This window comes from Sphingomonas liriopis, from assembly GCF_024211255.1.
GTDB lineage: Bacteria > Pseudomonadota > Alphaproteobacteria > Sphingomonadales > Sphingomonadaceae > Sphingomonas > Sphingomonas liriopis.
In genome coordinates, this window is record NZ_JAMLDY010000003.1 from 212,697 (window position 1) to 235,759 (window position 23,063).

The window sequence follows — 23,063 nt, forward strand, 5'->3', positions numbered from 1 at the left end:
GCGGCCTCATGCCACCGATCACATGAAGAAGTCGTTTGCGGTCAGATTGTGATGCCCCAGCAGCGCGACCGAGAAATCGGCGGAATTGAGGATGTCGGTATTGCCCTCGACCACGGTATATTCCTTGCCGCCGATCATCTGGTAGCTGTAGCGCAGCTGCCCGGCGGCGGTGAACTTGCCCGTTCCGATGAAGGTGAACGCCTGGTCGCCGCGCGCGAAGATCGAGCTGTTGGCGTCGATCGCCGACAGATCGATCTTGTCGGTGCCGCTCAGGAAATCGGTGATGACGTCGCGCGCCGAACCGGCGACGCTGTCCGCGGTGCTCTCGAAGCGGAAGATGTCCTTGCCCGCGCCGCCGGTCAGCGTGTCGGTGCCGCGGCCGCCGATCAGCGTGTCGTCGCCGTCGCCGCCGATCAGCACGTCCTTGCCGTCGCCGCCGTTCAGCCAGTCGTTGCCCGCGCCGCCGTCGAGCCGGTCGTCGCCCAGCCCGCCGGTCAGCCGGTCGTTGCCGCCGAGGCCGTTGAGGACGTCGTTGCCCCAGCCGCCGTCGATGACGTCCTGTTCGCTGGTGCCGGTGATCGTATCGGCGAAGATCGTCCCGGTCTTGGTGATGCCGACCACGTCGGTGACGCCGATCGACAGCGTCTGCGTGTCGATCGCGCCGCGCGCGTCGGTGGCGACGACAGTGACCGCATAGACGTTGTCGTGGTTGGCGTCGGTCGGCGCCTCGAAATCCGGCGCATTGACGAACTTCAGCACGCCGGTGGTGGCGTCGATCGTGAAGGCGCTGCCGTCGCCGCCCGCCTGAATCGAATATTTGATCGAATCGCCCCAGACGATGTTGGCGTCGGTCGCGGTGATCGTGGTCAGCGCGCCCGCGGTGTTCTCCGCGACCGACAGCGTGCCGGTGGTGCCGCCGCCGAACGAGGTCAGCACCGGGCCGACGTTCGCCTCATGGCCGATCCGGATGTCGTGCGTGCCGATCGTGCCGATGTCGACCGTCAGGATCTCGCCGATCTGGCTGACCACCTTGCCGCCGGTGACGGTGGCCCAGTCGGTGCCGGGCGCCTTCAGGTCGACCGTCATCGTGCCTTCGCCGACCAAAGTCGCCGACAGGTCGCGTCCGTCGCCGCTCACCGAAACGAGCTCGGCGCGCATCGGCAGCGCGGTGATGTGCGTCACGTCGTCGGCGACCGCGCCCATCGTGATCGTGAAGGTGCCCCCCGCCTTGGGCAGGAACACCTTGTCCGCGCCATAGGCGTACCAGCCGGCGACGTTCTGGATCACCTGTCCGCTCGCCTGGCCATCGACGTCGAGGCTGAACGTGCCCGTCGTCGCGCCGACGGTCGCGGTGATCGTGTCGCCGGCGACGGTCGAGGTGATCGTCGTGTCGTGGAAGGCGTTGACCCGGTTGGCGAGGTCGGCGAGCGTCACGAACTCCATGCCGGCGGCGGCCGCCTGCGCGATGAAGTCGGTGAACATCTGCTTGGTATAGCCGCTGATCGTGCCGTCGCTGGTCCACATCGTCGGGCCGTAATCGTGCCACGGCCACACGACCACCGGTGCATCGGCGCCCTTGGTCAGCGTCGCGAACTCCTTCGCCCATTCGGCCTGCGCCTCGGCGACCGTCTTCTTCTGGAACTCGATCAGCGTGAAGTCGAAGAAGGTGTTGGGCGCGATATAGACCTTGTCGTCCGCGGCGTTCTGCGGGGTCATATAGCCGATCGCATTGGGATACCCTGCGCCGACGCCCGAATAGCCGCCCGACAGGTACGTCACGTACTTCAGGATTTCCTGGCTGGTCGCGATCTGTTCGGGCGCGCCCGGCACCGCCGCGCCGCCGACGCTGACCGTCTTGCCGAGGAAGGCGGAGAGCTGCTTTTCCAGCTCGGCGCGCGACTGGCCGAATTCGAACTTGATCTGTTCGTCGGTCAGGATGTTGGTGTTCTCGGGGTGGGTATAGCTGTGCGAGCCCAGCTCGTTGCCCATGTCGAGCAGCGCCTTGTAATAGGGCAGCGACACCGCCCAGTCGGTGCTCTGCCCCGTCGTCGGGCTGTTGCCGACGTTGACGTAATAGCTGCCGACGAAATTGTAGTTGGTCTTCCATTCGGTCAGGATCGGGATCAGCTTGTCGTAGATGCCGGGCGCGTTGTTCGCCGGATTGACCTCGTCCTTCTCCTGGCTCTGGTCCATGTCGGTGCGCGAGGCGAACATGCCGCTCTGTCGCGTCATCTGCAGCCCGACCGACAGGCCGCTGCCGTGGACCGAATAATCGATCGCCTTCTGCAGCAGGTTGTCGTCGGCCATCACCGCTTCGCTGGAGAACAGCACGTTGCGCCCGCCGGTCTGCGTCGCGAGCGCGGCGGCGTAATTCTGGCCGTTCACCGTCTCGGTGGCGATCGTCGTGCCGGTCTTGCTGACGCTTTCGAACGCGTTCCAGCCGACGCCGGTATACTGGCGGATGGTCTGGCCGTCGGTATAGCCGTCGAGCACCAGATGCGCCGGGTCGCTCGCCTTGACGGTGACGTCCGCCGGAAAACCGCCGGTGACGCGCGTCGCATCGAACAGCAGCTTCATCCGCGCATAGCTGTCGCCGGCCAGCGCGGCATTGTCGGCGCCGTTGGTCATGAATTCGCCCGCCGCGACCAGCCCGATGCCGAACTGCTTGGTCGCCTGCTCCAGCGTCTGCGCGATCAGGTCGGCCTTGTCGGCGGCGACGTTGCGGAACGATGGGAAGACGATCGTGTCGTACTTGGCGAGCGTCGCCAGGCTGGTGAGGTCGCTTTCCTGCAGGATGTCGAACGGCACGCCGGCCTGCATCGCCTGGCTCTGCGCGGCCATGAACAGCTGCGAATAGGCGGTCTTGCTGAAATAGTTGTTGGCCGTCGTCTCCGACCAGACGATCGCGATACGGTGATCGGCGGCGGCGGTGACGCCGGTATCGTTGAAGACGGTGAACGGCGTCGACGAGTAATTGCCGGGCAAATAGACGCTGTCGTTGACGTCGTAGATCGTGTCGATCGCCTGCGGATTGCCGATCGCTGCCTTGGGCACGCGAAACTCGACCGTCGTACGATCGGCGTTCCACACCGCCTGCAATCCTGCCTGCACCAACGTCTCGCCCGCACCGCCCTTGAACAGCGACACGGTGCCGTCGGCGGCGAAGTTGACGTTATATTCGGCACCGCCGGCGAAGCCGAACACCTGATAGCCCGTCGTCGCGTTGCGATCGGTGTTGAGCCAGGCGGTGGTGTTCGCGCCGATCGCGGTCGGCGCGGTCATCGCGAAGACGAAATCGGTGCCGTCGGCCTTGGCGTAGATCGCATAGCCCGCGCCCAGCCCCCGGTCGATCCGATCGCCCGCGGTCCAGTCGTTGAGGTTGCCGTCGAGCGTGATCGTCGCTGCGTTCGCCATGGAAAGTCCCCGTTCCGTCGCCTGGTCGTCCGTGTTCGCTGGCGTGAGCACGGAAAATAGGGCGATCCCCTAGCAGGAACCCCGGCGGCTTCGCACCCCGCCAAAACATGGAAGAAGCGTTAATTTTTGTGCCAATGCGGCACCGGGCCGCGACAACGGCCGATTGCCCCTTCGGAAAACCGCACATGCCATTGGTCCGCGCGCGACGCTCGCCTAAGGGATGGCGCCATGGACGACGCTTTCCCACGCGAGGCCCGGCGGCTCGCGGCGCTTTCGCGCTATGCCGTGCTCGACACGCCGAGCGAACCCGCGTTCGACGAGATCGCCTCGCTCGCCGCGGCGATCTGCGGCGCGCCGATCGCGATCGTCAATTTCATCGGCGACGGCCGCCAGTATTTCAAGGCGGAGGTCGGCCTCGGCGTCCGCTCCACCCCGCTCGAAACCTCGTTCTGCGTCAGGGCCCTGCTGGAGGAGGATTTCCTCCTGATCCCCGACGCCGCCGCCGATCCGTGTTTCGCGAACAGCCCGCTGGTCGCCGGCGAACCGCATCTGCGCTTCTATGCCGGCGCGCTGCTCAAGACCGGCGACGGGCACCCGATCGGGACGCTGTGCGTGCTCGACCATCGCCCGCGTGACCTCGATGCGGTGCAGCAGCAGGCGCTGCGGACGCTGGCGCGGCAGGTGATGACCGCGCTCGACCTGCGGCTCGCCGCGATGGAGGCGGAGCGCGAGCGTGCCCGCCACCGCGCGATCGTCGACAGCGCGCGCGACGCCGCGATCATCGTCACCGACATGGACGGCCGGATCACCGACTGGAGCGCCGGCGCCGAGGCGATCTTCGCCCGGCCGGAAGCCGATATGGTCGGGCAGAGCCTCGCCGTGATCCTGGCCGACGACGACGCCGTGGCGGTGGTCGCGCAGACGATGCGCGATGCGGTCGCGCACGGCGGCGCTGGGGTCGAACGCTGGTACGCACGCGGCGATGGCGAACGGTTCCGGGCGAGCGGCACGCTGTCGCCGCTGCGCGATGCCGACGGCCGGCACCGCGGCTTCGTCCAGACGCTGCGCGACCGTACCGAGGACAATCGCGCCACCACCGCGCTCGCCGAGGCGAAAGGCCGGCTGCGCTGGGCGCAGGAGGCCGGCGGCGTCGGCATCTTCGAGGTCGGCGAGGACGGCGTCCTGCACGGTACCCCCGAATTCTGCCGCCTGTACGGCCTCGACGTGTGCGAGACGCTGCCGGCCACGGCGTTCGAGGCGCTGGTCGTGGCGGAGGACCGCCATCTGGTGTCCGCCGCCGACACCCGCGCCGCGGGCACCGCGCCGCTCGACGTCGAATATCGCATCCGTCGCGCCGACACCGGCGAATTGCGCTGGATCGCCCGCCGCGGCGAGATCCAGCGTGATGCGACGGGGCATCCGATCGGCTTCGCCGGTGTCGCGCTCGACATCACCGACCGCGTCCGCACCCGCGAGGCGCTGGCCGCGGAACGCGAGCTGCTCGCGCAGATGTTCGAACAGGCGCCGACCTTCATGGCGCTGCTCGAAGGGCCCGAGCATCGCTTCGCGCGCGCCAATCCCGGCTATACCCGGCTGGTCGACCACCGCGACGTCATCGGCCGGACGGTGGCGGAGGTGCTGCCCGATGCCGCCGCGCAGGGCTATGTCGCGCTGCTCGACGGCGTCTACCGGACCGGCGTCCCCTATGCCGCGAGCGGCCTGCACTATGCGGTGCAGGCCGGCCCCGACGAACCGGTCCACGACCGCTACGTCGATTTCGTCTACCAGCCCATCCGCAACGCGTCCGGCGCGGTCACCGGCATCTTCGTCGAGGGCGCCGACGTCACCGACCGCACGCTGGCCGCCGCCGCCGCGCGCGATGCCGAGGAACGCTATCGCACCGTCGTCGAGGCGATCGACGTCGGCTTCTGCGTGATCGAGATAAAGTTCGACGCAGATGGCGTCGCCGTCGACTATCGGCTGGTCGAGGGCAATCCCGCGTTCGAGCGGCAGACCGGTCTGGTCGACTGGCTGGGCAAATGGGTTAGCGAGGTCGCCCCCGGCCTCGAACAGCATTGGTTCGACCGCTACGGCCATGTCGCCAGGACCGGCGAGCCGGCGCATTTCGAAAATCCCGCCGACGTCTTCGGTCGCTGGTACGACGTGCGCGCGATCCGCACCGGCGATCCCGCCGACCATCGCGTCGCGATCTTCTTCAGCGACATCTCAGACCGCAAGACGATGGAGGAACGGCTGCGCCGGCTCAACGCCTCACTGTCCGATCAGGTCGAGGCGCGGACGCAGGATCGCGACCGGATGTGGCGGCTGTCGACCGACGTCATGCTCGTCGCCGGGTTCGACGGACGGGTCGCGGCGGTGAACCCCGCCTGGTCGACGCTGCTCGGCTGGGACGCGGAGGAACTGATCGGCGACGACTTCCTCACCCTGGTCCACCCCGACGATCGCGACGCTACGGTGGCGGAGGTCGGCAAGCTGGAAAGCGGGCGCACCACGCTGCGCTTCGAGAACCGCTATCGCCATCGCGACGGCAGCTATAGCTGGATCTCGTGGACCGCGGTGCCCGACGATCGCTTCATCCACGCGGTCGGCCGGGACATCACCGGCGAGCGCGAACAGGCCGCCGCGCTGATGCGCACCGAAGAGGCATTGCGCCAGGCGCAGAAGATGGAGGCGGTCGGCCAGCTGACCGGCGGCATCGCGCACGATTTCAACAACATGCTGACCGGCGTGATCGGCAGCCTCGACCTCGTCCAGCGCTATATCGCGAGCGGCCGGATGGACCGCGTCGATCGGTATATCGAGGCGGCGAACAGCTCGGCGCAGCGCGCCGCGGCGCTGACCGCGCGGCTGCTCGCCTTCGGGCGGCGCCAGTCGCTCGATCTCCAGTCGATCGACGTCAACGCACTCGTCACCGGCATCGAATCGCTGCTGCACAGCACGCTCGGCGAACAGGTGGCGCTGGACACGCGGCTCGCCGTGCCGCTGGCGCCCGCGCATACCGACGCCAACCAGCTCGAGAATGCGCTGCTCAACCTGTGCATCAACGCGCGCGACGCGATGCCCGACGGCGGCCGGCTGACGATCGCGACCGCCGACGTCCACCTCGATGCGCGCTACGCCAGCGAGCATGCCGAGGTCGAGCCCGGCGACTATGTCATGCTGAGCGTCGCGGACACCGGCACCGGCATGTCGGCGGAAACGGTCGAGAAGGTGTTCGAACCCTTCTTCACCACCAAGCCGGTCGGCCAGGGCACCGGCCTCGGCCTGTCGATGATCTACGGCTTCGTCCGCCAGTCGGGCGGCCACGTCCGTATCGAGAGCGAGCTGGGCCGCGGCACGACGATCCGCCTCTACATCCCCCGTTTCGAGGGCGAGGCGCAGCCGGCGCGGGCCGAACCGCGCGAGGCGCCGGCGGGTGCGGGCGAGACGGTGATGATCGTCGAGGACGATGCCGCCGTCCGGCTGATCGTGCGCGAGGTGCTGGAGGAATTGCGCTATCAGGTCGTCGAGGCCGACGATGCGCGCACCGCGATCCCGATCCTGCAATCGCCGCGGCGGATCGACCTGCTGGTATCCGACGTCGGCCTGCCCGGCATGAACGGCCGCCAGCTCGCCGAGATCGCGCGGCAAAGCCGGCCCGAGCTCCAGATCCTGTTCGTCACCGGCTATGCGGAGAATGCCGCGGTGCGCGGCGGCTTCCTCGACCATGGCATGGAGATGATGACCAAGCCGTTCGCGGTCGATGCGCTCGCGACCCGGATCCGCGGCATGCTGGGCAACCGATGACGGTCGATCGCGGGCAGCCTCGCGCCGCCTGGGCTTGCCCCCGGCGATGATCCGGCGGTAACCGCGATGGCCATTGTCATCGGAGCAGCCCCATGAAGACCCGCGCCGCCGTCGCCTTCGAAGCGAAACGCCCGCTCGAGATCGTCGAACTCGATCTCGAAGGGCCGAAGGCCGGCGAGGTGCTGGTCGAGATCATGGCGACCGGCATCTGCCATACCGACGCCTATACGCTCGACGGGCTGGACAGCGAGGGGCTGTTCCCCAGCGTGCTCGGCCACGAAGGCGCGGGCATCGTCCGCGAGGTCGGCGCGGGCGTCACCAGCGTCGCCCCCGGCGACCACGTCATCCCGCTCTACACGCCCGAATGTCGCCAGTGTAAGTCGTGCCTCAGCGGCAAGACGAACCTGTGCACCGCGATCCGCGCGACGCAGGGCAAGGGGCTGATGCCCGACGGCACGACGCGGTTCAGCTACAAGGGTCAGCCGATCTTCCACTACATGGGCTGTTCGACCTTCTCGAACTTCACCGTGCTGCCCGAGATCGCGGTGGCGAAGATTCGCGAAGACGCGCCGTTCGACACCAGCTGCTACGTCGGCTGCGGCGTCACCACCGGCGTCGGTGCGGTGGTCCACACCGCCAAGGTGCAGCCGGGCGACACCGTCGTCGTCTTCGGCCTCGGCGGCATCGGCCTCAACGTCATCCAGGGCGCGAGGCTCGCGGGCGCGAAGATGATCGTCGGCGTCGACATCAACGCGACCCGCGAAGACTGGGGCCGCAAATTCGGGATGACGCATTTCGCCAACCCCAAGGTGGTGGGCGACATCGTGCCGCATATCGTTCAGCTGACCGACGGCGGCGCCGACTACAGCTTCGACGCGACCGGCAACACCGACGTGATGCGCCAGGCACTCGAATGCTGCCACCGCGGCTGGGGCACGTCGATCGTCATCGGCGTGGCGGAGGCGGGCAAGGAGATCAGCACCCGCCCGTTCCAGCTGGTCACGGGGCGCAACTGGCGCGGCACCGCCTTCGGCGGCGCGCGCGGACGGACGGATACGCCCAAGATCGTCGACTGGTACATGGACGGGATGATCCAGATCGACCCGATGATTACCCACCGCCTGACGCTCGACGAGATCAACAAGGGCTTCGACCTGATGCACGCGGGCGAGAGCATCCGGTCGGTGGTGATCTACTAACCCCGCCCCACCCTTTCGTCACCCCGGATTTGGGTCCCATCAAAGTATTACTTCGATGGGGTCCCTTGTTCCGGGGTCCACCGCGCCGCAAGCTTGGGACAAGAGGCTCTTGCCGATTGCCTCGCCGCGGAGTGGACCCCGGAACAAGTCCGGGGTGACGGGGGACATGAGGCAGGCGCAACACGAACACGAATAATCAACAAGAGAGGACCATTATGTTCAGCCACGTCATGCTCGGCACCGACGATCTCGACGCCGCCAAGACCTTCTACGACGCGACGCTCGGCGCGCTCGGCATCGCGCCGGGGCGGGTCGATCCCAAGGGGCGGGTGATCTACATGCACCCTGCAGGCGCGTTTCTGCTGACCCGACCGATCAACGGCGAGCCCGCCTGCCATGCCAATGGCGGAACGATCGGGTTCGCCGCCGCCAGCCCCGAGGCGGCGGATGCCTGGCACGCCGCCGGCGTCGCGGCGGGCGGCACCGCGATCGAGGACGAACCCGGCATCCGCGAGGCGCCGTTCGGCAAGCTCTACCTCGCCTATCTGCGCGATCCCGCGGGCAACAAGGTGTGCGCGATGCACCGCGTGCCGGCGTGACCGGCGCCGGCACGGTTCCCGGCGCCGTCAGCGTCCTGACGCTCGCCTGCCAGGACCGTGTCGGCATCGTCGCGGCGGTATCGGGCGCGCTGGCCGGTATCGACGGCTTCATCCTCGACAGCCAGCAATATGCCGATCTGGAGACGGGGCGCTTCTTCATGCGCGTCGTCTTCACGGGCGCCGGCGAGCGTTTTCCCGCCGACCCGGCCGGGGTGCGTGCCGCACTCGCGCCGGTGGCCGACACCTTCGGCTTCGACTGGAGCCTCGACGCGGCGGATCACCGCCCGCGCGTGCTGATCGCGGTGTCGAAGGGCTCGCACTGTCTCAACGACCTGCTCCACCGCTGGCAGACCAGGACGCTCCCGGTCGAGATCGTCGGCGTCCTGTCCAACCACGACAGCCTGCGGCCGCTGGTCGAATGGCACGGCCTGCCCTGGCACCATCTGCCCGTCGAGGCCGCGACGCGCGATGCGCAGGAGGCGGCGATCCTGTCGCTAATGGCGGACACCCGCGCCGATTACCTCGTCCTCGCACGCTACATGCAGGTGCTGGGGCCGCGGCTGGTCGAGGGGCTGGCCGGGCGCTGCATCAACATCCACCACAGCTTCCTGCCCGGCTTCAAGGGCGCGCAGCCCTATCATCGCGCGCATGCCCGCGGGGTGAAGCTGATCGGCGCGACCGCGCATTTCGTCACCGCCGACCTCGACGAGGGGCCGATCATCGAACAGGCGGTCGAACGCGTCGACCATCGTGCCAGCGTCGACGACCTCATCCGCATCGGCCGCGATATCGAGGCGCAGGTGCTCGCCCGCGCCGTCGCCTGGGTCGGCGAACGGCGCGTCTTCCTCAACGGCAACCGCACGGTGATTTTCCGATGACATTCGAAACGCTATCCACCGCCAGGGCCTATGGCGGCACGCAGGGCGTTTATCGCCATCAGTCCACGGCGACGGGCACGCCGATGACCTTCTCGGTCTATGTGCCCCCGCATGACGAGGGCGCGCGGCTGCCGGTGGTCTGGTATCTGTCGGGCCTCACCTGCACGCACGCCAATGTCACCGACAAGGGCGACTATCGCCGCGCCTGCGCCGAACTGGGGCTGATCTTCGTCGCGCCCGACACGAGCCCGCGCGGCGAGGACGTCGCGGACGATCCCGCCTACGACTTCGGCCAGGGCGCCGGCTTCTACGTCGATGCGATGCAGGCGCCCTGGGCGCCGCATTTCCGCATGTGGTCCTACGTCACCGAGGAGCTGCCTCCGCTGATCGCCGCGCATTTCCCCGCCGACATGGCGCGCCAGTCGATCATGGGCCATTCGATGGGCGGCCACGGCGCGCTGACCATCGGCCTGACGCTGCCCGAGCGGTTCCGCGCGGTGTCCGCCTTCGCCCCGATTGTCGCGCCGTCACGGGTGCCGTGGGGCGAGAAGGCGCTCGGCGGCTATCTCGGCGACGATCGTGCGGCATGGCGCCGCCACGACGCGGTCTCGCTGATCGAGGATGGCGCGCGGGTGCCGGCGCTGCTGGTCGATCAGGGCGATGCGGACCAGTTTCTGGAGGAACAGCTGAAACCGCATCTGCTGGCGGAAGCGTGCGCAGCGGCGGGCATCGACCTGACGCTGCGGATGCAGCCGGGCTACGACCACAGCTACTATTTCATCGCGACCTTCATGGCCGATCATCTCGCCTGGCATGCCGAACGGTTGAAATAGCCCAACCCCTCTTCGTCACCCCGGACTTGTTCCCGGGTCCACTGTTCCGCAAGCGTCGGACTGGAGCCTCTAGCCTTTACGCCTGCCGCGCCGTAGACCCCGGAACAAGTCCGGGGTGACGAGGAAATAGGTGCGAGCGTGCTCGCCGACCACGCAGGTCGTTCAGGCCTCCTTCGCCAGCATCTTCTCCGCACTCGTCTTCACGAACTCGGCGATCGGGCCGGACATCATCGCCAGCATCATCGGCACCTTGACCGTGCCCCCGACGCTGCCCTCGCCCACCGCCATGTCGACGCCGACCTTCTGCCCCATCGCGACGATTCCCAGCACCAGCGCATCCGGCCCGGTCCATTCCGCCTCCACCGTGCCGCCGCCGGGGATATGCTGCGCGAGCTTGGGCAGCCCCGCCTCGATCCGGCGGCGCGCCTCGTCGCGGCCGAGGGCGTGGGGAATGTCGAAAGGGATAGTGGCCATGATCGTCTCCGGTTCGGTCGCCCCCTGCCCCCGCCGCCGGTGCGGTGCAACCGATCAGCGATGGTGACGAAACCGCCCCGCCCCGCTAAGGCGCGGCCATGACCGAGATCACGCCCCAGATCGTTGCCGACCACGGCCTGTCCGTTGAAGAATATGAGCGCGTCCTCGCCGCGCTGGGCCGGACGCCCAATCTCGTCGAACTCGGCATCTTCTCGGTGATGTGGTCCGAGCATTGCAGCTACAAATCCTCGCGCATCCATCTGAAGAAGCTCCCCACCGAAGGCCCGCAGGTGATCTGCGGGCCCGGCGAGAATGCCGGCGTGATCGACATCGGCGACGGCCAGGCCGCCATCTTCAAGATGGAGAGCCACAATCACCCGTCGTACATCGAGCCGTATCAGGGCGCCGCGACCGGCGTTGGCGGCATCCTGCGCGACGTCTTCACGATGGGCGCGCGGCCGATCGCCAACATGAACGCGCTGCGCTTCGGCTCGCCGACGCACCCGAAAATGCGCCACCTCATCAGCGGCGTCGTCCACGGCATCGGCGGCTATGGCAATTGCGTCGGCGTCCCCACGGTGGGCGGCGAGGTCAATTTCCACCCCGCCTATGACGGCAACATCCTCGTCAACGCGATGACCGTCGGCGTCGCCGATCAGGACAAGATCTTCTATTCCGCCGCCAGCGGCATCGGCAACCCGATCGTCCACGTCGGCAGCAAGACCGGCCGCGACGGCATCCACGGCGCGACGATGGCCTCGGCCGATTTCGGCGAGGATGCCGACGCCAAGCGCCCCACCGTGCAGGTCGGCGATCCCTTCACCGAAAAGCTGCTGATCGAGGCCTGCCTCGAACTGATGGCGACCGACGTGATCGTCGCGATCCAGGACATGGGCGCCGCCGGCCTCACCTCCTCCAGCGTCGAGATGGCGTCGAAGGGCGGCGTCGGCATCGAGCTGGTGATGGACGACGTCCCCCAGCGCGAAACCGGCATGACGCCGTACGAGATGATGCTCTCCGAATCGCAGGAGCGCATGCTGATGGTCCTGAAACCCGGCCGCGAGGCGGAGGCCGAGAAGATCTTCCGCAAATGGGAGCTCGACTTTGCGGTCATCGGCCGCGTCACCGACACCGGCCGCATGGTGCTGACGTGGAAGGGCGAGACCGTCTGCGACATCCCGCTCGGCCCGCTCGCCGACGAGGCGCCGCTCTACGACCGCCCGCACGTGCCGACGCCGAAGCCCGCGCCGCTCACCGACGTGCCGGAAAGCAAGGACATCGCCGCCGACCTGCTGACGCTGATGGGCTCGCCCGACGTCGCCAGTCGCCGCTGGATCTGGGAACAATATGACCACATGGTCGGCGCCGACACGGTACAGGCCCCAGGCGGCGATTCCGCGGTCGTCCGCGTCCACGGCACCGACAAGGCGCTGGCGATCACCACCGATTGCACCCCGCGCTATTGCTTCGCCGACCCCATCGAAGGCGGCAAGCAGGCGGTCGCCGAGGCGTGGCGCAACCTGACCGCAGTCGGCGCGACGCCGCTTGCGATCACCAATTGCCTCAACTTCGCCAATCCGCAGCGCCCCGAGATCATGGGCCAGATCGTCGGTTGCCTCGACGGCATGGCGCAGGCGTGCCGCGCGCTCGACTTCCCGATCGTCTCGGGCAACGTCAGCCTCTACAACGAATCGAAGGCGACCGGCGGCGGCAGCGCGATCCTGCCGACCCCCGCGATCGGCGGCGTCGGCCTGCTCAAGGACTGGACGAAGAACGCGACGATCGCCTTCAAGGGCACCGGCGACATCATCCTCGCCGTCGGCAAGCGCGGCGGCCATCTCGGCCAGTCGCTCTACCTGCGCGAGTGCCACGGCCGCGAGGAAGGCCCGCCGCCGCCGGTCGATCTCGCCGCCGAGCGCAAGACCGGCGACCTGATCCGCACCGCGATTCTTGAGGGCCAGCTGTCGGCAGTCCACGACGTGTCGGACGGCGGCATCGCGGTGACCCTCGCCGAGATGGCGCTAGCCGGCAATATCGGCGCGATGATCGACCGCAAGCAGCCGTTCGGCTGCGCCCGTTCCTTCTTCGCGGAGGACCAGGGCGTCTATGTCGTCACCGTCCACGACCATGCGCTGCTCGACTTCCTCGGCGCCGCGCATGCCGCCGGCGTCGAAGCGGAACCGCTGGGTCGCACCGGCGGCAAGCGGCTGATCTTCGAACGCCCCGATCGCGACGACGTGGTGGCGATCGACGACCTGCGCAGCGCGCATGAAGGCTTCTTCCCCAAGCTGATGGGGACCGACGCCGCGGTGGCGTGAGGCGTTCGTCCGATCGCCCAGCCTCCCCCCGTCACCCCGGACTCGTTCCGGGGTCCACTGGGCCGCGGGCGTCGGACAAGAGGCTCAAGCTTCACGCCTGCCCAACCGTGGACCCCGGAACAAATCCGGGGTGACGAAGGGATTGGAGAACGGACTGCGCCTGCCAAACGGTTGAATGCGCGCAGGTGTCAAAGAACCAGCCCCCTTCATTTGCGACGAACCGAGCGCCAGCGACTGCGAATCAGTCGCAAACCAGCTTGCGAACGTTTCGCATTAGCCCTATCCGTCAGGGCGAAGCGAAGGAGCGTTCATGGTCGTCTGCGTCTGCAATGCCATCCGTGAGACCCAGGTCCGGGCCGCCGCGCGCAGCGGCTGCCTGACGGCGTGCCAGGCCTACCGGTCGCTCGGCTGCCAGCCGAAATGCGGCCAGTGCACAGTGGTAGCGCGAGCCATTATCGATACCGAACGCGCTGCTGCATAACGTTCGCAAACCCGAAAAACCGCAGATTTCCGCCATTTTTGACTTGCCGTAACGAGCCCGTGGCGCGTACATCCGCGCCATCGGTTCGAAAGGTTTGGCACATGGCGATCAAGGGCGACCCGCGGGTCATCGAATATCTGAACGAGGCGCTCAAGAACGAGCTGACCGCGATCAACCAATATTGGCTCCATTACCGGATGCTCGACCATTGGGGCGTCTACAAGCTCGCTCAGTATGAGCGGATGGAATCGATCGACGAGATGAAGCACGCCGACTGGCTGTCGGAGCGCATCCTGTTCCTCGACGGCCTGCCCAATTTCCAGCTGCTCGGCCGCCTGCGCATCGGCGAGACGGTCGAGGAAGTGCTCCGCTCCGACCTCGCGATGGAGGAAGAGGCGGTCGTCCAGCTGAAGGGCGCGATCGCCTATTGCGAGGAAGTCCGCGACTATATCAGCCGCGACCTGTTCGCGCGCATCCTCGCCAGCGAGGAAGAGCATGTCGACACGCTCGAACGCCAGTTCGAGATGATCGAGCGGATGGGCATCCACAATTACGTCCAGCTCAATTCGATCAGCGAGCATGATTCGCCCAAGGCGGGCGCCGCGCCCTACCTGAAGGGCTGACGCGCTTCGGGCAACGCGATGCGCCCAATCCGTTCGTGCTGAGCCTGTCGAAGCACCGGTGGGTCTCAGGCACACGGACAGTGAACAGGTGAAAGGTCCCCCGCGGGCGCTTCGCCTGGTCACCAGAGCGAACGGCGCAAAGCAGGATAGACTCGCCGTCGTCAGTCTATAGGCTGCCGCCCGATGCGCAGGATGACGATCGCCGCGGTATTGCTGATGTCGGCGGCGGCTCCGGCCGCCGCCGACGAGCGGGCAGGATTGCAGGACCGGGTCGCCGCGACGCTGCGCAGCGCAGGCCCCGGCACGCGGTTCGGACTGGTCGTGCTCGACGATACGGGCGCCGAGATCGTCGCGATCGCGCCCGACGACCGCTTCGTCCCTGCCTCCAACACCAAGATCTTCACCACCGCCGCGGCGTTCGACGCGCTCGGCGACGTGACGCAGCCCGATCGCGAATCGGGGGCCAGCGTGCGGATCGAACGCGGCGACGTGATCCTCACCGGCCACGGCGACGCGCGCCTGTCGAGCGCCGACGATTGCGCGGCCGATTGCCTCGCATCGCTCGCCGATGCGGTCGCGGCGAAAACCCGGAGGGTACGCGACGTGGTGGGCGACGACAGCCTGTTCCCCAACGAGCGCTGGAGCCCGGGGATGAGCTGGAACAACATCCCCACGCGATCGGGCACCGGCGTGTCGGCGCTGACGCTCGACGACAACGAATTGCGCGTCACGGTCACCCCCGCCGCCGGCCATGGCCCGGCACGGATCGCGATGCTGCCTTATTATACGCTCGACAATCGCGTCACTACCGGCGGCCGCACCGCGATCCGCCTCGACCGGCTGCCCGGCAGCCGCACGCTGCGGGTCGAGGGAACGATCGCGCCCGGTGCGGCGCCCGAGCCGTTGCGCGTCGGCATCGACGATCCCGCGGATTACGCCGCGTGGCGGCTGCACGCACTGTTGATCGCGCGCGGGGTGCGGGTGACGGGCACGGTGACCGTCCGCCACCGGCCGCCCGCACCGGACGACGATCCCGCGACGCGTGGCGGCGCCCCCGTCGCCCGCCTACCTGCGCCGCCGGCGCTGGCGCAGGCCACGCCGGGCCCGCTCGCCGAGGATCTGGCGCTTACCAACAGGGTCAGCCAGAACCTCCATGCCGAACTGCTGCTGCGCCGGATCGGACGGATCACCGGCAGCGGCTCGATCCTCGACGGGCAGGCGCGCGTCTCGGCGATGCTGACCCGCGCCGGTGTCGAGCGCTGGCGCTACGACCTGGCCGACGGATCGGGGATGTCGAGCTACAATCGGGTCTCGCCGCGCGGGGTCGCACGGTTCCTGCGCTGGACGCAGAGCCAGCGCTGGGGGGCCGCGTGGCGCGCGACGCTGCCGGTCGGCGGCGTCGATGGCACGCTGCGCCGCCGCTTCGCCGGGACCGCGCTCGACCGGCGCATCATGGCCAAGACCGGCACGCTCAACGCGGCGTCCGCGCTCGCCGGATTCATGACGGCGCGCAGCGGCCGGACGCTGATCTTCGCCAGCTATGCCAACGACATGCCGGCGGACGGGTCGGCAACCGCGGCGGTCGATGCCGCGCTGCTGCTGATCGCCGCCGAACGCTGACCGGCGCCGCATCCGCTGCGGCGCCGGTCCGGTTTAGATCAGCGGCATTTCACATTGCCGCGGTCGATCGAGCGGCCGAGCACCGCACCGCCGCCCGCGCCGAGCAACGTGCCGAGCGTCCCGCCACCGACGAGGTTGCCGAGCACGCCACCACCGAGCGCGCCGACCACCAGCCCGGTGGTCCCGTCGCTGCGCCGGCAATAGGCACGGCCGTCGCGCCCCTTGTAGATGCGGTCGTTGCGGCTCAGCCGGCGTTCGCGATACTTGCCCGACCGGTAATGGTCGGCGGGCTCCCAACGGCCGCCGCGGTCGCCCTGCCAGCGATAATCGCCGCGCTGCGCCATCGCCGCACCCGTCGTCACCGGCGACGCCATCGTCACCATCGCCAATACGGCGAGCCATCCGGTCTTCATCGGTCATCCTCCTTGCCAATAGCAGCGGGATAACCGCGCATCGCGGCGGTTGGTTGCAGGCACTGTCCTATTTCGGCGCCGGCGCCTTGGTCTTGACCAGCCATGGCTTGACCAGCCCGGTCGGGCGCGGCGTGCCGGTCAGCCGCCGTGCGCGGAGCAGCTTGATCGGGCGCAGCAGCAGCTGCCCGCCCATCCCGCCGCCGGTCGGCAGCGCCAGGATGCGGCGGATCACCGGCATCCCCGACTCGACGTGGCCGAAGGCGGCATAGCCGGGATAGCTGCCCTTCGCGTCCATGCTCGGCATCGGTCCCACGGTGATGAAGAAATTGCCGCCCGCCGACCCCGCCTCGGCGCGCCGCGCCATCGAGATCGTGCCGTCGAGATGCCTGATGCCGGTCATCGCGGTCGTCTCCAGCGGGAACGGCGGCAGGATGCGGCGCGCATCGGTGCGAATGCCGCCCTGGATGAAGCCATAGGTCGGCGCGCTGCGATTGCGCGCCGACCGGTAGAAGCTCATCCCGTCGAAGCGCCCGTCGTCGACATAGCCCATGAAATTGGCGACGGTGCGCGGTGCGCGGCGCGCCTCCAGCGCGAGGACGATCGGGCCATAAGGCGTGTCGAGGCGGACGCGGACGAGCGCCGGGCCGCGCGGTGCAGCTGCAGGTGCAGCACCGGCCAGCGCTGCGGCTGCGAGCAGGATCATGGAAAGACGCATCGTTCGCGTTCGCTATGCGCAGTACGCCCTTGGCGCAAGCTGCCCGACTCGCGCGAAAATCGGATACGATTGCGCCGGACGAACGCTTGATTGCACCTTTTGCAATTGCGCCGGATCGTGCTGCGATGCACAACGACTGTGCCTTTCAGGCATCCTCTCCTAAAAACTTTTCGGCCGGTCCCTGACCGGCCTTTTTTTTGGCTGCGATTCGGCGTAGGAACCCCCTCGCCCAGAACGCGCCGTCAACGAGATATAAGCGGAGCGGAGCCAGCCGGTAAAACCGGCAACGGCGTGTTCGGGGCGCGGGGGATCGAGTCGATCGGCGCATTCCGATTCTCCCCCGCGGTTCCCCCGGCCCATCGCACCGGCTATGGCATGACCCCATGCATATCGGCATCCTCGAAACCGGCGCGCCGCCGGGCGATCTCGCGGTCGAGCACGGCGATTATTCCGCGATGGTCGCGCGGCTTCTCGGTCCCCGCCACCGCTACGCGCGCTACGACGTCCGCGGCGGCGACCTGCCGACGGCGGTGACAGCGTGCGACGCCTATGTCGTCACCGGCTCCGCCGCCGGGGTCCACGACGGCCTAGGCTGGACCGAATCGCTGTTCCGCTTCCTGCGCGACGCGCGCGGCAAGGCACGGCTGATCGGCATCTGCTTCGGTCATCAGGCGATCGCGCACGCCTTCGGCGGCACCGTGGTCAAGGCACCGCAAGGCTGGGGCCTCGGCCTCCACCGCTACGCCCTCGCCTGCCCGGTCCCCGAACTGGGCCAGGCGGTCACTGCGATGGCATCGCATCAGGATCAGGTCGTCGCCGCGCCCGACGGTGCCGAGATACTGGCCGCGAGCGCCTTCACCCCCTGCGCCGCGCTCGCCTATGCGGACGGCGCAGCGCTGACGCTGCAATTCCACCCGGAATTCGACGCCCCCTACGCCACCGCCCTGATCGCCGCCCACCGCGCGCCGGACATCGACCCGACGCTGCGCGAGACGGCGACGCAGTCGCTAGCCGGCGCCAGCGATAACGCCGCCATCGGCCAATGGCTCAACCGGTATCTGGAGACGGGCGCAACTGGCTAACATGAAACGACTGGGCATCATTCGCCGGCGACCGAGTTGAAGCGAATGGCGAGTTCTGGTGGCTAGCGAACATATTTCGCCTGCCTCCCTTACAGCGCAGTTTGCTTTCCGACGAGCTCAACTGTGATCGCGTTCCATTTTCGTTATCGCACCCGAACGCGGATCGACATGGAACTCGAATTTGATGTTCGCTTTCGTGGCTTCACCTTCCCAATGTCCATCATCTGCTTCTAATTTGGTTACTCTGTAGCCACGTTTCGCAAGTATGTTCTTCACTTTCGCGCTGCTAATCCAGCCTTTGCCGGGCATGTCGGCCAGTGCAGGGGTTCCAATACCAGCCAAGGCAATAGCAGCGATCAGTAGTTTGATGGACATGTCAGTCTCCTTTGACGTGGATCAAGTTCTCGAACGCGAGCATTGTTCCGTTACAATGAACGCGTAAGGGGTCGGACAGTCATCCACTCGAACGTCCGCCGTTGGGGCGAAAGCCGCCGTCAACTCCCCTCCCCCAAAGGACGTCTGCGATCCATCGAACGTGCTGCATTTTGCCGGTAGCGGGGCTATCCCGGCGTAGCTCTCCAGGGACACGACGATGACGACCACGCTCTACGGCATCCGCAACTGCGACACGGTGAAGAAGGCGCGGGCGTGGCTCGATGCCGAGGGGATCGCGTACGACTTTCACGACTATAAGACGATGGGCGTCGACCGCGAGCGGCTGACGGCCTGGGTCGACCGGCTCGGGTGGGAGGCGTTGCTCAATCGCGCGGGCACGACGTTCCGCAAGCTGCCCGACGCGGACAAAGCCGACATCGATACCGCCAGGGCGATCGCGCTGATGCTCGCGCAGCCGTCGATCATCAAGCGGCCGGTGCTGGAGCGGGACGGCGTGCTGCTCGTCGGGTTCAAGCCCGATGGCTGGGCGGCGGCGCTCGGCTGAGGTTGCGCAGGGGCCGCGAAACGCGCAGCATCCCGTCCGATCGAGAGAGGGGGCGAGGATGACGCAATCGGACAGGCGGCCACCGGCGTGGTTCGGGATCGTCGCGGTGGTGCTGGTGATCTGGGGCGCGGTCGGGGTGTTCGCGTGCGTCCAGCAGCTGCGGCTCGGCGCGGAGGCGATGGGGCCGGCGGATGCCTATTACCGGCGGCTCTATGCGACCCTCCCGTTCTGGTACAATCCGGTCTACGCCGTCGCGACCTTCAGCGGGCTGGCGGCGGCGCTGGCGCTGGCGCTGCGCAGCCGGTTCGCAGGCCCGTTGTTCGCCGTGTCACTGGTCGCCATCGTCATCCAGTTCGGCTGGCTGTTCGCCGCAACCGACCTGATCGCGGTGCGCGGCGCGGCGCAGGTCGTCCCCTTCCCCGTCTTCATCGCCGCGGTCGCCGCCTTCGGCCTCTGGCTGTCCCGCCATGCGCGGCGGCAGGGATGGATCGGATAGGCGCGAGCGGATAAGGCGCACCCCATGTCCACGACCTTCACGATCGACACCGCGACCAGCCGCGCCAACCCGACGCCGTCGCTCGCCCGGCGGCTGACCGTGCCGGCGATCCGCCGCCGCAAGGGGCCGGATGCCGAGCCGCTGGTGATGCTGACCGCCTATACGGTGCGCACCGCGCAGCTGCTCGATCCGCATTGCGACATGCTGCTGGTCGGCGACAGCCTTGGGCAGGTGATCTACGGCCTGCCCTCGACCGTGCCGGTGACGCTCGAGATGATGGCGGCGCACGGCGCGGCGGTGGTCCGCGGCAGCCATCATGCGGTCGTCGTCATCGACATGCCGTTCGGCAGCTACGAAGCCTCGCCGCAACAGGCGTTCGAGAGCGCGGCGACGCTGCTCAAGCAGACCGGCGCAGCGGCGGTGAAGCTGGAGGGCGGCGAGGCGATGGCGCCGACCGTGCGTTTCCTCAGCGAGCGCGGCATTCCGGTGATGGGCCATGTCGGCCTGACGCCGCAGGCGGTCAACGTGCTCGGCGGCTACGGCGCCCGCGGCAAGAGCGACGCGGAAGCGGCGAAGATCGTCGCCGACGCGACCGCGATCGCCGACGCCGGCGCCTTCGCGATCGTCATCGAGGGCGTGATGGAGCCCATCGCGATCCGCATCACCGAAGAGGTCGCCTGCCCGACGATCGGCATCGGCGCATCGGCGCGCTGCGACGGGCAGGTACTGGTCGCCGAGGACATGCTCGGCCTGTTCGAACGCACCGCGCGCTTCGTGAAGCGCTACGACGACATGGCCGGCCGCATTTCCGCCGCAGCCGAGGCCTATGCCGGCGAAGTCAGGGCGCGCAGCTTCCCGGGACCCGATCAGATCTATCCGTCCAAGCCATGATCGGCCCCGACCGTTTGCGTGACCTTTTGTTTCGCAACCGTCGCCGCTAAGAGTGCGCGCCCTTCATCCACTTTCGTCCGGAGCCCTCCTTGGCCCTTACGCCGCAAAACAACGAAGCCTTCCTGCGCGAAGTCGACGACGAACTGCGCCGCGACCAGCTGATGACCTTCTGGGAACGCTACGGCCGCTGGACGATCGCCGCGGTGGTGGTCGCGCTCGCCGCCTTCGCCGGCTTCCTCTACTGGCAGCATCGCCGGGCCGAGGCCGCGGGCGTGCAGGGCGAGCAGCTGCAGGTCGCCTATGACGCGCTCGGCAACACCCAGCCCGACGCCGCCGCCAAGACGCTGGCGCCGATCGCGAGCGAGGGCCGCGACGGGTACAAGGCGCTGGCGTTGATGACGCAGGCCGATATCCTACTCAGCAAGAAGCAGGACAAGGCCGCCGCCGCCAAATTCGCCGCGATCGCCGGCGACGCGAGCATCGCCCAGCCGTTCCGCGATCTCGCGCTGATCCGCCAGACCGTCGCCGAATACGACACGCTGAAGCCGCAGGTGGTGATCGAGCGGCTGCGGTCGCTGGCGGTCCCCGGCAACGCCTATTTCGGCAGCGCGGGCGAACTGGTCGCGATCGCCTATCTCGACAGCGGTCGCAAGGATCTCGCCGGGCCATTGTTCGGCCAGCTCGCGCAGAGCGAGACCGTGCCCGATTCGATCCGTCAACGCGCCGTTCAGATGGCCGGCACGATGGGCGTCGATGCCGCCGCCGCCAGCGTGCGCGTGGTCAGCCCCGCCAGCGTATCCGCCGCATCATCCAAGGAAGCACCCGCGCAATGACGACCAAGTTCCGGGCCACCGTCGGTATCGCCGCCCTGATGGCGCTGTCCGCCTGCGGCATCTTCAAGGGCGGCGGGCCGAAGAAGACGCCGACGGTCGGCGAGCGCGTGCCGATCCTGACGTCGGAGAACGCGATCGAGGCCGATCGCACGCTCGCCGATATCCAGGTGACGCTGCCCGCGCCCGCGGCGAACGATTCCTGGACGCAGCCGGGTGGCAATGCCGCCAAGTCGATGGGGCAGCTGGCCTTGGGCGAAAGCCCGTCGCGCAGCTGGCAGGCGTCGGTCAACGGCGGGTCGAACCGCGAGCGCCTGGGCGCCGCGCCGGTGATCGCCGAGAACAAGCTGTTCGTCGTCGACGTACAGGCGCAGCTCCACGCCTTCGCCGCCGACACCGGTGCGAAACTGTGGACCGCCACGGTCAGCAGCGGCGACGAGAACCGCCCGGCGCGCTTCGGCGGCGGCGTCAGCTATGACGGCGGCAAGGTGTTCGCCACCGATGGCGTCGGCGACGTCGTCGCGGTCAACGCCGCGGACGGCAAGGAAGTCTGGCGCGCCAAGCCCGGCGGCCCGCTGCGCGGTGCGCCGACGGTCGCCAACGGATCGGTCTACGTGCTGAGTCAGGACAACCAGATCTTCGCGCTCGATCAGGCCGACGGCAAGGTCCAGTGGGCGCAGTCGGGGACGCTGGAGACGCAGGGCGTGTTCGGCGTCGCCGCGCCCTCGGCGAGCCAGGGCACCGTCGTCGCCGGCTTCTCGAGCGGCGAACTCAACGCCTATCGCTACGAAAACGGACGTGTGCTGTGGGGCGACGCGCTGTCGCGCACCTCGATCACCACGTCGGTGTCGAGCCTGTCGGACATCGACGCCGCGCCGGTGATCGACAACGGCCGCGTTTTCGCGGTCGGGCAGGGCGGACGCATGGTCAGCCTCGACCTCGCCACCGGCCAGCGGCTGTGGGAGCAGAATTTCGCCGGCATCTCGACGCCGTGGATCGCGGGCGACTGGCTGTTCGTCGTCACCGACGATGCGCGGCTGATCTGCCTCGCCCGCTCGAACGGCAAGGCGCGCTGGATCGCCTCGCTGCAGCGCTTCAAGAACGCCAAGAAGAGCAAGGGGCCGCAGGTCACCTGGTTCGGGCCGATCCTGGCGGGCAACCGCCTGGTACTGACCAATTCGCTGGGCCAGGTCGTCTTCGCCTCCGCCAACGACGGCAGCGTGGTGAACACGATCGACGCCAAGGACAGCTTCGCCCTGCCGCCGGTCGTCGCCAACGGCACGCTGTACACGCTGGGCCAGTCGGGTAAGATCACCGCGTACAAGTAGAACTAGCGGGCGCGCATCGTCGTGTGACGCGCGTCACCGCCCCAAGGAAACCGTCACCCCGGACGTGTTCCGGGGTCCACTATTCCGCGGGCGCATCGCTCCCATATCGGGCGCTGCGCCTT

At 68.1% G+C, this 23,063-nt stretch carries 20 protein-coding genes; 15 read left to right on the plus strand and 5 right to left on the minus strand.

Annotated features, from left to right (window positions below; all coding sequences use genetic code 11):
• Positions 1-18 precede the first annotated feature (18 nt).
• Complete coding sequence (locus M9979_RS03555; protein ID WP_254287956.1) at positions 19-3,414, minus strand: M10 family metallopeptidase C-terminal domain-containing protein; 3,396 nt, start codon at positions 3,412-3,414, stop codon at positions 19-21.
• A 228-nt stretch (positions 3,415-3,642) separates the two neighbouring features.
• Here M9979_RS03555 and M9979_RS03560 point away from each other — a divergent pair, with 228 nt between their 5' ends.
• The 5 genes from M9979_RS03560 (at position 3,643) to fghA (ending at position 10,730) form a co-directional block, all read left to right on the plus strand.
• Complete coding sequence (locus M9979_RS03560; protein ID WP_254287957.1) at positions 3,643-7,221, plus strand: PAS domain S-box protein; 3,579 nt, start codon at positions 3,643-3,645, stop codon at positions 7,219-7,221.
• Positions 7,222-7,313: 92 nt separating this feature from the next.
• Positions 7,314-8,420 carry an S-(hydroxymethyl)glutathione dehydrogenase/class III alcohol dehydrogenase gene (locus M9979_RS03565; RefSeq protein WP_254287958.1) on the plus strand — a complete coding sequence of 369 codons (1,107 nt, stop codon included), beginning with the start codon at positions 7,314-7,316 and terminating at the stop codon, positions 8,418-8,420.
• 215 nt (positions 8,421-8,635) lie between these two features.
• Complete coding sequence (locus tag M9979_RS03570) at positions 8,636-9,019, plus strand: VOC family protein (RefSeq protein ID WP_254287959.1); 384 nt, start codon at positions 8,636-8,638, stop codon at positions 9,017-9,019.
• Entirely contained in the window at positions 9,016-9,897 is an 882-nt protein-coding gene (gene purU, locus M9979_RS03575; protein ID WP_254287960.1) for a formyltetrahydrofolate deformylase, read from the plus strand. The genes M9979_RS03570 and purU overlap by 4 nt, the downstream gene beginning before the upstream one ends.
• The gene (gene fghA / locus M9979_RS03580) at positions 9,894-10,730 is read left to right on the plus strand and encodes an S-formylglutathione hydrolase (RefSeq protein WP_254287961.1); all 837 of its coding nucleotides are present in this window, start codon (positions 9,894-9,896) and stop codon (positions 10,728-10,730) included. The genes purU and fghA overlap by 4 nt, the downstream gene beginning before the upstream one ends.
• A gap of 162 nt (positions 10,731-10,892) precedes the next feature.
• On the opposite strand, the gene M9979_RS03585 is transcribed toward fghA, so the two are convergent.
• Entirely contained in the window at positions 10,893-11,204 is a 312-nt protein-coding gene (locus M9979_RS03585; protein ID WP_254287962.1) for a polyhydroxyalkanoic acid system family protein, read from the minus strand.
• Between the two features lie 98 nt (positions 11,205-11,302).
• Between M9979_RS03585 and purL the strand changes: the two genes are divergently transcribed.
• From purL to dacB, 4 genes are all read left to right on the plus strand, one after another.
• Positions 11,303-13,522, plus strand: coding sequence for a phosphoribosylformylglycinamidine synthase subunit PurL (gene purL, locus M9979_RS03590; protein WP_254287963.1), 2,220 nt, complete (start codon positions 11,303-11,305; stop codon positions 13,520-13,522).
• Positions 13,523-13,832: 310 nt separating this feature from the next.
• On the plus strand, positions 13,833-14,003 hold the full coding sequence (locus tag M9979_RS03595; protein WP_254287964.1) for a (2Fe-2S)-binding protein: 171 nt from the start codon (positions 13,833-13,835) through the stop codon (positions 14,001-14,003).
• A gap of 107 nt (positions 14,004-14,110) precedes the next feature.
• Entirely contained in the window at positions 14,111-14,626 is a 516-nt protein-coding gene (gene bfr / locus M9979_RS03600) for a bacterioferritin (protein WP_254287988.1), read from the plus strand.
• A gap of 183 nt (positions 14,627-14,809) precedes the next feature.
• Positions 14,810-16,246: a D-alanyl-D-alanine carboxypeptidase/D-alanyl-D-alanine endopeptidase gene (gene dacB / locus M9979_RS03605; protein WP_254287965.1), complete on the plus strand. Its 1,437-nt coding sequence runs from the start codon at positions 14,810-14,812 to the stop codon at positions 16,244-16,246.
• A 38-nt stretch (positions 16,247-16,284) separates the two neighbouring features.
• On the opposite strand, the gene M9979_RS03610 is transcribed toward dacB, so the two are convergent.
• Positions 16,285-16,659 carry a glycine zipper 2TM domain-containing protein gene (locus M9979_RS03610; protein WP_254287966.1) on the minus strand — a complete coding sequence of 125 codons (375 nt, stop codon included), beginning with the start codon at positions 16,657-16,659 and terminating at the stop codon, positions 16,285-16,287.
• A 67-nt stretch (positions 16,660-16,726) separates the two neighbouring features.
• Positions 16,727-17,374, minus strand: coding sequence for a peptidylprolyl isomerase (locus tag M9979_RS03615; protein WP_422921477.1), 648 nt, complete (start codon positions 17,372-17,374; stop codon positions 16,727-16,729).
• Between the two features lie 383 nt (positions 17,375-17,757).
• On the opposite strand from M9979_RS03615, the gene M9979_RS03620 reads away from it, so the two are divergent.
• Positions 17,758-18,456: a type 1 glutamine amidotransferase gene (locus M9979_RS03620; RefSeq protein ID WP_254287968.1), complete on the plus strand. Its 699-nt coding sequence runs from the start codon at positions 17,758-17,760 to the stop codon at positions 18,454-18,456.
• 117 nt (positions 18,457-18,573) lie between these two features.
• Here M9979_RS03620 and M9979_RS03625 read toward each other — a convergent pair whose 3' ends face one another.
• The gene (locus M9979_RS03625; protein ID WP_254287969.1) at positions 18,574-18,831 is read right to left on the minus strand and encodes a PepSY domain-containing protein; all 258 of its coding nucleotides are present in this window, start codon (positions 18,829-18,831) and stop codon (positions 18,574-18,576) included.
• A gap of 217 nt (positions 18,832-19,048) precedes the next feature.
• Between M9979_RS03625 and M9979_RS03630 the strand changes: the two genes are divergently transcribed.
• The 5 genes from M9979_RS03630 (at position 19,049) to M9979_RS03650 (ending at position 22,941) form a co-directional block, all read left to right on the plus strand.
• Complete coding sequence (locus M9979_RS03630) at positions 19,049-19,396, plus strand: ArsC family reductase (protein ID WP_254287970.1); 348 nt, start codon at positions 19,049-19,051, stop codon at positions 19,394-19,396.
• A 58-nt stretch (positions 19,397-19,454) separates the two neighbouring features.
• The gene (locus M9979_RS03635; protein ID WP_254287971.1) at positions 19,455-19,892 is read left to right on the plus strand and encodes a hypothetical protein; all 438 of its coding nucleotides are present in this window, start codon (positions 19,455-19,457) and stop codon (positions 19,890-19,892) included.
• Between the two features lie 24 nt (positions 19,893-19,916).
• Positions 19,917-20,783 carry a 3-methyl-2-oxobutanoate hydroxymethyltransferase gene (gene panB, locus M9979_RS03640; RefSeq protein ID WP_254287972.1) on the plus strand — a complete coding sequence of 289 codons (867 nt, stop codon included), beginning with the start codon at positions 19,917-19,919 and terminating at the stop codon, positions 20,781-20,783.
• An 89-nt stretch (positions 20,784-20,872) separates the two neighbouring features.
• Positions 20,873-21,616, plus strand: a complete 744-nt coding sequence (locus tag M9979_RS03645) for a tetratricopeptide repeat protein (RefSeq protein WP_254287973.1) — start codon at positions 20,873-20,875, stop codon at positions 21,614-21,616.
• Positions 21,613-22,941: an outer membrane protein assembly factor BamB family protein gene (locus M9979_RS03650; RefSeq protein ID WP_254287974.1), complete on the plus strand. Its 1,329-nt coding sequence runs from the start codon at positions 21,613-21,615 to the stop codon at positions 22,939-22,941. Before M9979_RS03645 ends, M9979_RS03650 begins: the two co-directional genes overlap by 4 nt.
• The last annotated feature ends 122 nt before the right edge of the window (positions 22,942-23,063 follow it).